Source organism: Gordonia cholesterolivorans, from assembly GCF_039531975.1.
Lineage (GTDB): Bacteria > Actinomycetota > Actinomycetes > Mycobacteriales > Mycobacteriaceae > Gordonia > Gordonia sihwensis.
Map to the genome: position 1 here is coordinate 96,736 of NZ_BAAARB010000010.1, position 12,293 is coordinate 109,028.

The window sequence follows — 12,293 nt, forward strand, 5'->3', positions numbered from 1 at the left end:
TCGTCTACTTCTCTTCGGGCTTCGCTTCGTTCTTCTCGTCGCGCGATTCGTCGGCCGCCGGCGCGTCCGGAACGATCTCTGATGTCTCGATCGCGGTGGTCTCAAGCGCTGTGGTCTCCACCTCGGGGGCCTCATCGGTGGCCTCGCTCTCCGGCGTCACGACCTCGCGGATGGCCAGCCGGTTCCACTCGGTCACCACACCGGGAGCGAGCTCGAGCTTCACGACGTCGCTGTCACCGTCGCCGGTGTCGACCACGGTGGCGAAGAGACCCGAATGCAGCTGCACGCGCGCACCGGCCTCGAGGGAGTTCTGCATCTCGTTCATAGCGGCCGCACGCTTCTTCTGGTTGCGGATGCTGAAGAACATGAAGCCGGCCATCAAGACCAGCATCAACGGGAGGATCAACGATTCCATGGGGACCAGTGTGCCAGGCCCGCCGGGCGCGAGACTCACAGGTGGCGCTCGCGTCGCGATTCTGATTCACCCTCCGACCGATCGCGTCGCACGACCGCCCGCGCGACCGCCCGTCCGACGGCGTGACGTGCGTCAGTCGAAGAGGGTTCCGGTGCCGTCCTCGCGCACGCGGACCCCGAGCACTCGGTCCATCGCACCCGCCGGCGGCTGAAGACCCAGGTGATGCCAGGCCGCCGCGGTGGCGACACGGCCTCGCGGAGTCCGCGCGATCATTCCGGCGCGCACCAGGAACGGCTCGCACACCTCTTCCACCGTGGCCGGTTCCTCGCCGACGGCCACGGCGAGGGTCGAGACGCCCACCGGCCCCCCGCCGAAGCCGCGCACGAGAGCGCCGAGGACCGCGCGATCGAGCCGATCCAGTCCCAGTTCGTCCACGTCGTACACCGCCAGCGCCGCGCGCGCGGCCGACAGGTCGACGCGGCCGTCGCCGCGCACCTCCGCGTAGTCCCGCACTCTCCGCAGGAGCCGATTCGCGATCCGGGGTGTTCCGCGCGAGCGTCCGGCGACCTCGGCCGCGGCCTCCGGTTCGATGGCGATCCCGAGGATCGCCGCCGACCGCTGCAGCACCCGGACCAGCTCGCCGGTCTCGTAGAACTCCATGTGCGCGGTGAATCCGAACCGGTCGCGCAGCGGGCCGGTCAGTGCGCCGGATCGCGTGGTGGCGCCCACCAGGGTGAACGGCGCCACCTCCAGCGGGATGGACGTGGCGCCCGGGCCCTTGCCCACGACGACGTCGACGCGGAAGTCCTCCATCGCCAGGTACAGCATCTCCTCGGCGGGCCGGGCGATGCGATGGATCTCGTCGATGAACAGCACATCGCCCTCGACGAGATTCGACAGCATCGCCGCCAGATCGCCCGCCCGCTCCAGCGCGGGGCCCGAGGTGATGCGGATCGCCGCCCCCATCTCGCCGGCGATGATCATCGCCAGCGACGTCTTGCCCAGCCCGGGAGGCCCCGACAGCAGGATGTGATCGGGCGTGCGGCCCCGCGCCCGCGCCGCGTGCAGCACCAGTTCGAGCTGTTCGCGGACGCGCGGCTGCCCGATGAAGTCGGTCAGGCTCGACGGCCGCAGACTCGCGTCGAGGTCACCGTCGCCCGCGATGGGACCGGCCGCCAGGAAGTCTTCCTCCGGATTCATCGACGCGGCCCGAGGGCGGTGAGCGCGGCGCGAAGGAGAGCCGACGAGTCGGCGTCGGCGTTGTCGGCGAGTACCGCGGCGACGGCCTTCTGCGCGGCGCCCTCGGTAAAGCCGAGGCCGACGAGAGCCTCGGTGACCTGGGCGCCGGCTCCGGCAGGCACCGAGACTCCCGCCTGCGACGACGCCGGTCCGGCGGTCACCTTGTCGCGCAGCTCCACCACCAGCCGTTCAGCCACCCGCTTGCCGATCCCCGGAACCGCCGTGAGCGCCTTCGCATCCGAATCGGCCAGCGCACGCCGCAGGGTGTCCGGCTCGAGGACCGCCAGCGTCGCCATCGCCAGACGCGGACCGACGCCGGTCACCGTCTGCAGCAACCCGAACAGGTCGCGCGCCTCGGGATCGGTGAAGCCGTACAGCGTCATCGAGTCCTCGCGCACCATCATGGCGGTGAGGAGCCGCACTGTGGTCCCCCGCTTGAGCGACCCGAGAGTCGGAGGAGTCGCCAAGACGCGATAACCGACTCCGGCGCATTCGATCACAGCGTGATCGAGCGCGATGTCGATGACCTCGCCGGACACGGACGCGATCACGACGCCGCCTCTCCACCCAGCACAGCGCGGGCCTCCTCCTGTGCCGCCTTGAGACGGGCGCGATGACGGTTCTGCGCCTCGCGCGCCCGCTTGGCGGCCTCTTCCATGCGATCGTTGACCGGACCGCGCCAGCAGTGACAGATGGCCAGCGCGAGCGCGTCGGCCGCGTCGGCCGGCTTCGGCGGCGTCTGCATTCCGAGAATCCGCGTGACCATCGCCGTCACCTGCGCCTTGTCCGCCCGGCCGGAGCCGGTGACAGCGGCCTTCACCTCGCTCGGCGTGTGGAACCGCACCGGGATTCCGCGTTGCGCCGCGGCCAGCGCGATCACGCCCGCCGCCTGTGCCGTACCCATCGCCGTGCTCACCTGGCGTTGCGCGAAGACCCGCTCGATCGCCACGACGTCGGGTCCGTGCGTGTCGATCCAGTGGACGGCGCCCACGTGGATCGCAAGCAGCCGTTCGGCCAGCTCCATGTCGGCCGGGGTGCGGACCACGTCGACGTCGAGCGCGGTGACTCTGCGGCCGGTTCCCGCCTCCACCAACGCGATTCCGCATCGGGTGAGGCCGGGGTCGACGCCCATGACTCGCACTCGCGCCTCACTTCCCGATCAAGGCCGTCGTCGCACCCGATCGGCACGACGACGGCATCCTCCGCTGCCTCGCAGCGGTAAGAACACTTGTTCGAGACTCTATCAGTCGTTCTCGAGCTCGGCGAGCACCTCGTCGCTGATGTCGACATTGCTGTAGACGTTCTGAACGTCGTCGGAGTCCTCCAGCGCATCGATCAGCTTCATCACCTTGCGCGCACCCTCGGCGTCGACGGCCACCTCGACCGACGCGCGGAAGTCCGGCTCGGCCGAGTCGTAGTCGATTCCCGCCTCCTGGAGCGCCGTGCGCACGGCGACCAGATCACCGGGTTCGCTGACGATCTCGAAGGAATCACCCAGATCGGTGACCTCCTCGGCACCCGCGTCCAGCACGGCCATCAGCACGTCGTCCTCGGTCTGATCGCCCTTCTCCAACGTCACCACGCCCTTGCGGGTGAACAGGTACGACACCGAGCCCGGGTCGGCCATGTTGCCGCCGTTGCGGGTCATCGCCACCCGGACCTCGGTCGCGGCACGGTTGCGGTTGTCGGTCAGGCACTCGATCAGGATGGCGACGCCGTTGGGGCCGTAGCCCTCGTAGGTGATGTTCTGCCAGTCGGCGCCGCCGCCCTCTTCACCGCCGCCGCGCTTGCGTGCTCGCTCGATGTTGTCGTTCGGGACCGACGACTTCTTCGCCTTCTGAATCGCGTCGTACAGCGTCGGATTGCCTGCCGGATCACTACCACCCGTACGAGCCGCCACCTCGATGTTCTTGATCAGCTTGGCGAACATCTTGCCGCGCTTGGCGTCGATGACAGCCTTCTTGTGCTTGGTGGTGGCCCATTTGGAGTGGCCGCTCATTGTGGTGTTCCCTTCGTGAAAAGTCAGCGATGCCTGTCAGGGCACGGGCAGATTCTACGCTGTGGCAACCATATCGACGAAGAACTCGTGCACGCGCACGTCGCCGGTGACCTCCGGATGAAACGACGTGGCCAGCACATTTCCCTGCCGTACGGCGACGACACGCCCCGCCGCGGGCCCGCGGTCCACCGTCGCCAGGACCTGCACTCCCGGCCCGGTCTCCTCCACCCACGGCGCCCGGATGAACACGGCGCGCACCGGACGCGCCCCCGGTCGGTCGGTGATGCCGGCGAAGCTCAGATCGGTCTCGAACGATTCCACCTGACGCCCGAACGCATTGCGCCGCACCGTCACATCCAGTGCGTCGAGATGCCGGGCGTCCGGCCGGGTGTCGAGGATCTTCGACGCCAGCATGATCATCCCCGCGCACGAGCCGTATGCGGGCAGCCCGTCGCGCAACCGCTTCACCAGCGGGTCGTAGAGCTCGAACACACCGAGCAGCCGGCTCATCGCCGTCGATTCGCCGCCGGGGATCACCAGGCCGTCCACCGCGTCGAGCTCCGATTCCCGGCGCACCGGCACCGCCTCGGCACCGCACGCGGCCAGCGCCGCCACGTGCTCGCGGACATCGCCCTGCAGAGCGAGCACACCGATCCGCACGCTCACCGGTCCTGCCTCATGATCGACGCGGCCGAGTCGGTAGCGACCGACCTGGTCAGTCCCTCCTGGGTCACCGCGGCCACCATCCGGCCGGAGCGGTCGAAGATCCGGCCCTGGGTCAGGGCCCGCCCGCCGCCCGCCGACGGCGAGGTCTGGTCGTACAGCAGCCAGTCGTCGGCCCGGAACGGCCGGAGGAACCACATCGCGTGATCGAGCGAGGCCGTCTGCGCCTTCGCCCCCGGGTGCACCGTCATCGACGACCCCAGCAGCGTCATGTCACTCATGTACGCCAGCGTGCACACGTGCAGCAGATGGTCGTCCGGCAACGGGAGCCGGTACTTGAACCAGACCCGCTGTTGTGCGGCCAGCCCCGGATACCTGGAGGTCTCCGCCTGACCGACGATCCGGATGTCGAAGTTCGCCCACTCCTCCAGCAGCGCCCTCTGACTGTCGTCCGCCGACTCGCGGCCCGGCAGCGACTCCGGGTCCGGCACCTCGGGCATCCGATCCTGGTGCTCGATGCCCTCGTCGTGGGTCACATGGAACGACGCCGACATCGAGAAGATCGCCTCGCCGTCCTGCACACCGGTCACCCGCCGGGTCACGAACGAACGCCCGTCGCGGATGCGGTCGACCATGAACACCGCGGGCTCGTCCGGCCTTCCCGGCCGGAGGAAATAGCCGTGCAGCGAGTGGACGGCGAACTCCCGGTCCACTGTCCGGGTCGCGGCCACCAGGGCCTGCCCGGCCACCTGACCGCCGAACGTCCTGCGCAGCTGGCTCGGGAAGGAACCGCCGCGATAGATGTCGTTGTCGATCCGCTCCACGGCCAGAATCTCTTCAATGCTCGCCACCCGGCGATTATCGCACCAGCTGCCGAGACCCGCGCACACCGCTCCACGCACTCCGCTCCGCTCCCGGCGTCGGCAACCCCTCGGTAGGGTCAGGGCATGAGCCCCGAGACGAGTTCTGCAGACGCCGGCACCGACGACACCGGAGCGGATCTGGCCGCCCGGTTGCGCACCGTCCTCGACGGGCGGTGGTCCGCCACCCGCGACACCGTGCGCGACCACATCCAGACTCACGCACTGCTCCCCCAGTCCGGACTGTCCCTCGACGACTATCGCGCCCGCGTGCTCGGCCAGATGAAGGAGATGGTCGCCCTCGGTTTCCCCGCTGCCGGCTTCCGGGCCGAGCACGGCGGCACCGGTGACGTGGGCGCAGCCGTCACCGCCATCGAGACCCTCGGCTACGGCGACCTCTCGCTGATGGTCAAGGCCGGCGTCCAATGGGGCCTGTTCGGCGGAGCCATCGAGAACCTCGGCACCGCACGCCACCACGACGAATACGTCCGCGGCCTCATCGACCTCGACGTACTCGGCTGTTTCGCGATGACGGAGACCGGCCACGGATCCAACGTCCAGCACTTGGAGACCACCGCCACCTATCGACCCGACACCGAAGAGTTCGAAATCCATTCGCCGACGCCGAACTCGCGCAAGGACTACATCGGCGGGGCCGCCGCCCACGCCCGCTACGCCGCGGTCTTCGCACAGCTCGTCACCGGCGGGCCGGGCGAGGAACCGGTCGGCCGCGGCGTCCACTGCTTCGTGGTGCCGATCCGGGACGCCGACGGCGCCGACCTCCCCGGCGTCACCACCTCCGACTGCGGCTACAAGGGCGGTCTCCCCGGAGTCGACAACGGCCGGATCTCCTTCGACCACGTCCGTGTCCCGCGCGCCAACCTGCTCAACCGGTACGGCGACGTGGCCGCCGACGGCACGTACTCCAGCCCCATCGAGTCCGACAACCGCCGGTTCTTCACCATGCTCGGCACCCTGGTCCGCGGCCGCGTCACCGTAGGCGCCTCGGCCGGTGCCGCGGGACGCTTCGGCCTGGCCCTCGCGGTGAACTACGCCCTGGTCCGCCGACAGTTTCAGGCGCCCGGCGGCGACGGCGAACTGCTGCTGATGGACTACCGCACACACCAGCGACGGCTTCTCCCCCTGGTGGCGCGCGCATACGCCTTCGCACTCGCACAGAACGAGGTCACCGCCGAACTCCACGACTTGCAGACCGCGGACCCGGACACCGTCGACCCGGCCGACATGCGCCGGCTGGAGACCAAGGCCGCCGCCATCAAAGCCGGTCACACGGCGCTGGCCCAGCGCGCGATCTCCGAGGCGCGCGAAGCCTGCGGTGGCGCCGGGTACCTGTCGGAGAACCTGCTGCCCCTGCTCCGCGGCGACATCGACGTCTTCACCACCTTCGAGGGCGACAACCTTGTACTCACGCAACTCGTCGCCAAGCAGCAGCTCACCTCGTACGCGGATGACATCCGCGACCTCGACCCCGTGGGATGGGTGAGGTTCGTCGCCAACATGGCAGGCAGCGTCGCGCTGGAGAAGACCGCGGCGCGGCAGGTGGTGCAGACCCTGCTCGACGGCTCCGACGAAGACCCCGAGAACAGCGCCCTCACACACCCCGGAACTCAGCTCAGGCTGCTCCGCAACCGGGAGGATCACCTCACCCGGACGGTCGCGGGACGGCTGGGACGCGCCCGCGAGGACGACGCCGATCCGGTAGCGGTCTTCACCGACACCCAGGATCACCTGATCAAGGTCGGGCAGGCGCACATCGAGCGGATCGTTCTCGAGACCTTCGTCGAGGTGATCGGACGAGTCCAGGACCGCGAGACCCGCCGGTTGCTCAAGCGGGTCCGCGACCTGTTCGTCTACTCCGTCCTCGAAGAGGACCTGTCGTGGTTCCTCATGCACCGGCACGTCAGCGTGGAACGCGCCAAGGCCGTCCGTCGCGGCGTCAATGAACTCTGCGCCGACCTGCGGCCGCACGCTCAGACCCTCGTCGACGCCTTCGGCGTGCCGCCGGTCGGTCTCGACGTGCCGATGCTGCGGCACCGGTAGGCCCCGGCCGGTGCACCGACGACCAGCCGGGCCTCAGAGCTCGTCGATGTCGACGATGTCGTCCTGAATCGCACGGGCGACGAGCGCGGCCTTGGTGGAGGCCGGACGGCCGAGTTCGGCGTACTTGGCCCGGATGCGGGTCAGATGGGTGTTGACCGTGCCGAGCGAGATGTACAGCGCTTCGGCGACCGCAGGCTTCGAATCGAGCATCAGCCAGGTGCGCAGCACCTCCACCTCCCGATCGGTGAGCGTCGGCTGCGGCAGCCGCGCCGCCGGAACCGCCGCGTCGGCCTGCCGGCCCGCAGCGGCGGGAGCAGGCGCGGCGTACAGCGGGCGGCCGGGCAACGGCATCACCCGGGCGCTGAGCCGGGCGAGCGCCTCCCGGCGACGGCGGTCGACGGCCGACGCGGCGCCGCTGCTCGCCGAACCCGGTCCGCGTGAGTGGCGGGTGCGTGCGGCCTCGCGGGTGGCGGGGGCGGCGGCAGGAGTGGCGGCGATTGCGGTGACGGTCATCTCGAATTCCCTTTCTCGGCGCTGGAACTCACTGTTCCGCGGCTGTTGAAGAGAACGCTATGGGGCTCGGCCAGATCCGTCGATGGGGAGAACTCCCCATGCCATCACTGCTGGTCAGAGGCCTGATTGCGCGCGTACTCCGCGTCGAGGAGCGGGAGATCCTCACGACTGATGACCCGGGTCGAGAGAGCGTACTCGACGAGCCGCAACCTGCGGTTGGTCGCCAGCTTGCCCCCGCCCGCCCGCATGCCGCTCACACCGATCATGTCGAGCTTGTCGCACACATTGTCGAGCTTGCGGTTGAACTTCGTCAGCGGCCAACCCAAGCGTGCCGCGGCCTGCGCCGAACTCGGGATGGCACTGGCACCGGTACCGTCGCGCTTCAGGATCGCCTCGGCCAGCACCAGGATCGCCAGCCGCTGGCTCTCGGTGAAATTCGGCACCCCGCGCGTGGTGTCACCGCCCACCAGGGTCTCCACGGTGGGTGCGGAGACGTCGGGCGAGCCCGCCTGCACCTGTACCTCGTAGGTGGTCGGGCCGGCGGTGAAGACGATGCTGGTGCGACCGAACACGAGCGGCATCCGCGCGCCCGGACCGAGCGTCGCGGTGAAGCCGAGGTCGGCGGCGGTCACCGTCGCGGACAGATGCGTCCCGAGATTCGTCAGCCACCACATTCCGTTCTCGTCGTGCAACACGAGGAACCGGCGGTGCAGATAGGGGTTGTCGTCGACGGTCAGCGTGGCCTCACGGCCGATGTAGAACGGTGCTCCGGGAAGCACGGGCATCCGCTCGCCGCAGTACTCGACGAAGGTGGTGCTCGCTTCCGGTCGCACCGTCACTGGCTCGCAGTCGCGTTCGGGTCCGGTTCGGCGGCGGCGGACGGCAGTGTCGCCGACAGGACCACCACCGTGACATTGTCGTGCGCCCCCGACTCCAGGGCGGCCTCGACCAGAGCCGCGGCGGCGACCTCGTTGTCGGGCGAGGCCTCCAGGATCACGGCGATCTCGTCGTCGCTCAACTCACCGTCGAGCCCGTCCGAGCACAGCAGCACCACGTCGCCGTCGGCTGCGGCGAAGGCGAAGTAGTCGGCGACGGGAACGGTCATGCCCGCACCGAGCGCACGAGTGATGACGTTCCGGCGCGGGTCGACTCGGGCCTGTTCGGACGTCAGATATCCGGCGGCGACGAGCTCCTGCACCTGGGAGTGATCGACGCTCACCTGGCGCAGCTCGCCCGCCGAGTACAGATAGGTGCGCGAATCACCGATGTTGAACGCGACCCAGTTCGGAACACCGTCCTCGATCGCCAGAACGACGCCGGTGGCCGTGGTGCCCGCGCGCCGGCCGGTCTCGGTGCCGAACTCACCGATCCGCTCCTGCGCCTTCTCCAGCAACTCGGCGATGTCCCGCCGCGTGTCGGCGGAGCTCTCCCCCACCGGTGCCTGTGCCAGAGTCAGCAGCGCCGCCTCGCTCGCCAGCTCGCCGCTGTCATGGCCGCCCATGCCGTCGGCGACGATGTACCGTCCGGGAACGGCCAGCGCGGCGTCTTCGTTGGCTTCGCGAACCCGACCGACATGGCAGACGACCGCCCAGTCGACGACCACGTCTCCGACCTCGTCCCGGCCGGTGAGCGCGTCGTCGCGCAGAATCCTCGGTTCGTCCATCGTCTCCCCTGCGATCTGTAGTCCTGCGATCGTGGCGCCGGCGACAGCTGCAGCAGGTTACGTCGCCCACGCGAGTGTACTTCTACCACAGCGTCAACGCCGCGATACCCCGGAGCGAGACCTTCGGCTCGCTCTCGAGACGCGAACGAGGTTCCCGGCGATACTCGCCGCGGAACCTCGTTCGATGCTGCGTCTTATCGGCGGATCACCAGCCGCGCTCGGCGAGCCGGTGCGGCTGCGGGATGTCGTCGACGTTGATGCCGACCATCGCCTCGCCGAGGCCTCGCGAGACCTTCGCCAGCTGATCCGGGTCGTCGTAGAAGGTGGTGGCCTTGACGATCGCGGCGGCACGCTGCTCCGGATTGCCCGACTTGAAGATGCCCGAGCCGACGAAGACGCCCTCGGCGCCCAATTGCATCATCATCGCCGCGTCCGCCGGGGTGGCGATGCCGCCCGCGGTGAACAGCGTGACGGGAAGCTTGCCGGCCTTGGCGACCTCGACCACCAGCTCGTACGGGGCCTGCAGTTCCTTGGCCGCCACGTACAGCTCGTCCTCGGGCAGCGAGGTGAGGCGGCGGATCTCCTGGCGGATCCGGCGCATGTGGGTGGTGGCGTTCGAGACGTCGCCGGTCCCGGCCTCGCCCTTCGACCGGATCATCGCGGCGCCCTCGTTGATGCGGCGCAGCGCCTCGCCGAGGTTGGTGGCACCGCAGACGAAGGGCACGGTGAAGGCGAACTTGTCGATGTGGTTCTCGTAGTCGGCCGGGGTCAGCACCTCGGACTCGTCGATGTAGTCGACGCCGAGGCTCTGCAGGATCTGCGCCTCGACGAAGTGACCGATGCGGGCCTTGGCCATCACCGGAATCGACACGGCCTCGATGATCCCGTCGATCATGTCCGGGTCGCTCATCCGCGACACGCCGCCCTGAGCGCGGATGTCGGCGGGAACGCGCTCGAGAGCCATGACCGCGACGGCGCCCGCATCCTCGGCGATCTTGGCCTGCTCGGGGGTGACCACGTCCATGATGACGCCGCCCTTGAGCATTTCGGCCATGCCGCGCTTGACGCGAGCCGTGCCGGTCGCCGGTGCGTTCTGAGCCTCAGTGGACACTGATTGATCTCCCTGTTCAGTGGTGTCGGATGTCCCTCCAAGTAAACCCGATCGGCTCGGTGCCGACCAACGCCGGGTCCGGCGGGAAGGGAGCCTCAGCGGGAACCGCTGACGCGTTCGGTGATCTCGAAGTACTCCGGGAGCCGGGAATGTCCGCCCAGCCGGAGCCAGCGGACCATTCGCCGACCGCCGAGGGCTCGCGCATCGCGGACTGCGTCGTTGTAGAAGCGCCGCGCCATCGTCACCCGCGTCTGGGCATCCGCGAGTTCGGCGACCAGAACCGGTGGCCGGTCGGTAGCGGCCACCCCGGCCAGTGCCACCGACAGCCGGTTCTCGGCGGCTTCCCGCTCCTGACGCGGTGCGGCTTCGGCGTCGGTCGCGGCGGCGGCGAGGTCACGGGCGCCCTCGCCGTCCGGGGCCGTGGACGCGATGGCCCGTGCGACGACGGCGCGGCGCTCCAACGCCGCGACGAGCGCCTCGTAGGCGAGGTCGACGCGCACGTTGAGCCGGTCGAGCCGGGTCGCGCGCGTGGCCGCCAGGATCGCGAGCCAGAGCAGCGCCGCTCCCGCGATCGCGCCGACGACGATCCACACGATCGTCACATTCGTCACAGTCGTCTCCGATCGGCTTCCGGCACGGCCCTAGTCCGACACCACGACGGGACCGGCGCCCAGCGTGACGGTGTCGTACACCCGTTGGATCTCGTCGGCCACATGGCTCCAGTCGTACCGCTGCGCCCGCGCCCGCCCGCGGGCGATGAGTTCCTGCCGTGCCTGCTCGTCGCTGAGCAGGCCGACGACCGCCTCGGCGAGCGCGATCGGCGAGCCGGTCTCCACCACCCGGCCGGCGTCACCGCCGTCGAGCACTCGTTGGAATGCGACCAGATCGCTGGCCACCACCGCCGTCCCGGCCGCCATCGCCTCCACCAGGACGATGCCGAAGCTCTCGCCGCCGAGGTTGGGCGCCACGTATACGTCGGCGCTCGCCAGGGCCCGCGCCTTCGTCTCGTCGTCGACCATGCCGAGGAACTGCAGATGCCCGGACAGGTCCCGGGCGCGCCGTCGCAGCGCCTTCTCGTCTCCGCCCCCGACCACCAGCACGGTCACGTCCGGAAAGCGTTCGACGATGTGCGGCAGGGCGCGCATGAGGATGTCGATGCCCTTGCGTGGCTCGTCGTAGCGGCCGAGGAACATCACGGTCCGGCCCGGCGCCGGGAAGCCCTCGAGCGGTGTCGCCTCGGCGAACGACGCGACGTCGATGCCGTTGGGGATCTCCACCGCGTCGTTGCCCAGCGACTCCATCTGCCAGCGGCGCGCGAGTTCGGACACGGCGATCTTGCCCGAGATCCGCTCGCGGTACTGGCGAAGCATCGAGTCGAACGCCGTGAGCCACAGCGACTTCGTGGTCGCCGTGTGGAAGGTGGTGACGATCGGTCCGGTCGCGACCATCAGCGACAGCATCGACAGGCTGGGCGCGTTGGGTTCGTGGACGTGCAGGACGTCGAACTCGTTCACCTCGATCCACCGCCGCAGTCGGTGGTAGGCCTTCGGCGAGAAGGTCACACGCGAGACCGACCCGTTGTAGGGGATCCCGAGCGCCGGGCCGGCGGAGTCGAAGTAGTCCGGCACCTGGACGTCCGGCCCGGCCGGCGCGAGGACCCGCACGTCGTGCCCGCGCCCGATGAAGACCTCCGCCAGTTCGATCACGTGCGCCTGAACGCCGCCGGGCACGTCGAACGAGTAGGGGCAGATCATGCCGATCTTCACCGC

General features: G+C 69.5%; 14 protein-coding genes. 1 reads left to right on the forward strand and 13 read right to left on the reverse strand.

The window, feature by feature from the left end; all coding sequences use genetic code 11:
• Nucleotides 1–4: 4 nt before the first annotated feature.
• The 7 genes from yajC to tesB all read right to left on the reverse strand — a co-directional run bounded on the left by yajC (nucleotide 5) and on the right by tesB (nucleotide 5,167).
• On the reverse strand, nucleotides 5–415 hold the full coding sequence (gene yajC, locus ABFX36_RS10990) for a preprotein translocase subunit YajC (RefSeq protein WP_045539198.1): 411 nt from the start codon (nucleotides 413–415) through the stop codon (nucleotides 5–7).
• A 132-nt stretch (nucleotides 416–547) separates the two neighbouring features.
• Entirely contained in the window at nucleotides 548–1,615 is a 1,068-nt protein-coding gene (ruvB, locus tag ABFX36_RS10995; protein ID WP_006898329.1) for a Holliday junction branch migration DNA helicase RuvB, read from the reverse strand.
• Nucleotides 1,612–2,205 (reverse strand): Holliday junction branch migration protein RuvA, encoded by a 594-nt coding sequence (gene ruvA / locus ABFX36_RS11000; RefSeq protein ID WP_006898330.1) that lies wholly within the window; start codon nucleotides 2,203–2,205, stop codon nucleotides 1,612–1,614. Before ruvA ends, ruvB begins: the two co-directional genes overlap by 4 nt.
• On the reverse strand, nucleotides 2,202–2,795 hold the full coding sequence (gene ruvC / locus ABFX36_RS11005) for a crossover junction endodeoxyribonuclease RuvC (protein WP_006898331.1): 594 nt from the start codon (nucleotides 2,793–2,795) through the stop codon (nucleotides 2,202–2,204). The genes ruvA and ruvC overlap by 4 nt, the downstream gene beginning before the upstream one ends.
• Nucleotides 2,796–2,897: 102 nt before the next feature.
• Nucleotides 2,898–3,653: a YebC/PmpR family DNA-binding transcriptional regulator gene (locus ABFX36_RS11010; protein ID WP_006898332.1), complete on the reverse strand. Its 756-nt coding sequence runs from the start codon at nucleotides 3,651–3,653 to the stop codon at nucleotides 2,898–2,900.
• A 54-nt stretch (nucleotides 3,654–3,707) separates the two neighbouring features.
• Complete coding sequence (gene pdxT, locus ABFX36_RS11015; RefSeq protein WP_045539201.1) at nucleotides 3,708–4,319, reverse strand: pyridoxal 5'-phosphate synthase glutaminase subunit PdxT; 612 nt, start codon at nucleotides 4,317–4,319, stop codon at nucleotides 3,708–3,710.
• Nucleotides 4,316–5,167, reverse strand: coding sequence for an acyl-CoA thioesterase II (tesB, locus tag ABFX36_RS11020; protein WP_006898334.1), 852 nt, complete (start codon nucleotides 5,165–5,167; stop codon nucleotides 4,316–4,318). Before tesB ends, pdxT begins: the two co-directional genes overlap by 4 nt.
• A 96-nt stretch (nucleotides 5,168–5,263) precedes the next feature.
• Here tesB and ABFX36_RS11025 point away from each other — a divergent pair, with 96 nt between their 5' ends.
• A complete protein-coding gene (locus ABFX36_RS11025) occupies nucleotides 5,264–7,237 on the forward strand; it encodes an acyl-CoA dehydrogenase family protein (protein ID WP_006898335.1) in 1,974 nt (657 codons plus the stop codon).
• Nucleotides 7,238–7,270: 33 nt separating this feature from the next.
• On the opposite strand, the gene ABFX36_RS11030 is transcribed toward ABFX36_RS11025, so the two are convergent.
• The 6 genes from ABFX36_RS11030 to ABFX36_RS11055 all read right to left on the reverse strand — a co-directional run bounded on the left by ABFX36_RS11030 (nucleotide 7,271) and on the right by ABFX36_RS11055 (nucleotide 12,290).
• Nucleotides 7,271–7,750: a helix-turn-helix transcriptional regulator gene (locus tag ABFX36_RS11030; RefSeq protein ID WP_346076308.1), complete on the reverse strand. Its 480-nt coding sequence runs from the start codon at nucleotides 7,748–7,750 to the stop codon at nucleotides 7,271–7,273.
• A 104-nt stretch (nucleotides 7,751–7,854) separates the two neighbouring features.
• A complete protein-coding gene (locus ABFX36_RS11035; protein ID WP_197462953.1) occupies nucleotides 7,855–8,589 on the reverse strand; it encodes a hypothetical protein in 735 nt (244 codons plus the stop codon).
• Complete coding sequence (locus tag ABFX36_RS11040) at nucleotides 8,586–9,413, reverse strand: PP2C family protein-serine/threonine phosphatase (protein WP_006896385.1); 828 nt, start codon at nucleotides 9,411–9,413, stop codon at nucleotides 8,586–8,588. The genes ABFX36_RS11035 and ABFX36_RS11040 overlap by 4 nt, the downstream gene beginning before the upstream one ends.
• A gap of 205 nt (nucleotides 9,414–9,618) precedes the next feature.
• Nucleotides 9,619–10,524 carry a pyridoxal 5'-phosphate synthase lyase subunit PdxS gene (gene pdxS / locus ABFX36_RS11045; RefSeq protein WP_006896384.1) on the reverse strand — a complete coding sequence of 302 codons (906 nt, stop codon included), beginning with the start codon at nucleotides 10,522–10,524 and terminating at the stop codon, nucleotides 9,619–9,621.
• Between the two features lie 95 nt (nucleotides 10,525–10,619).
• Nucleotides 10,620–11,135, reverse strand: a complete 516-nt coding sequence (locus ABFX36_RS11050) for a LemA family protein (protein WP_346076312.1) — start codon at nucleotides 11,133–11,135, stop codon at nucleotides 10,620–10,622.
• 30 nt (nucleotides 11,136–11,165) lie between these two features.
• Entirely contained in the window at nucleotides 11,166–12,290 is a 1,125-nt protein-coding gene (locus tag ABFX36_RS11055; RefSeq protein ID WP_006896382.1) for a glycosyltransferase family 4 protein, read from the reverse strand.
• Nucleotides 12,291–12,293: the final 3 nt, after the last annotated feature.

What these genes read in the sequence shown, in the direction of transcription:
- ruvB (WP_006898329.1), bottom strand. Translation starts at nt 1,615, where the DNA reads ATGAATCCGGAGGAAGACTTCCTGGCGGCCGGTCCCATCGCGGGCGAC.
- ABFX36_RS11010 (WP_006898332.1), bottom strand. Translation starts at nt 3,653, where the DNA reads ATGAGCGGCCACTCCAAATGGGCCACCACCAAGCACAAGAAGGCTGTC.
- ABFX36_RS11040 (WP_006896385.1), bottom strand. Translation starts at nt 9,413, where the DNA reads ATGGACGAACCGAGGATTCTGCGCGACGACGCGCTCACCGGCCGGGAC.
- yajC (WP_045539198.1), bottom strand. Translation starts at nt 415, where the DNA reads ATGGAATCGTTGATCCTCCCGTTGATGCTGGTCTTGATGGCCGGCTTC.
- ABFX36_RS11025 (WP_006898335.1), top strand. Translation starts at nt 5,264, where the DNA reads ATGAGCCCCGAGACGAGTTCTGCAGACGCCGGCACCGACGACACCGGA.
- ABFX36_RS11030 (WP_346076308.1), bottom strand. Translation starts at nt 7,750, where the DNA reads ATGACCGTCACCGCAATCGCCGCCACTCCTGCCGCCGCCCCCGCCACC.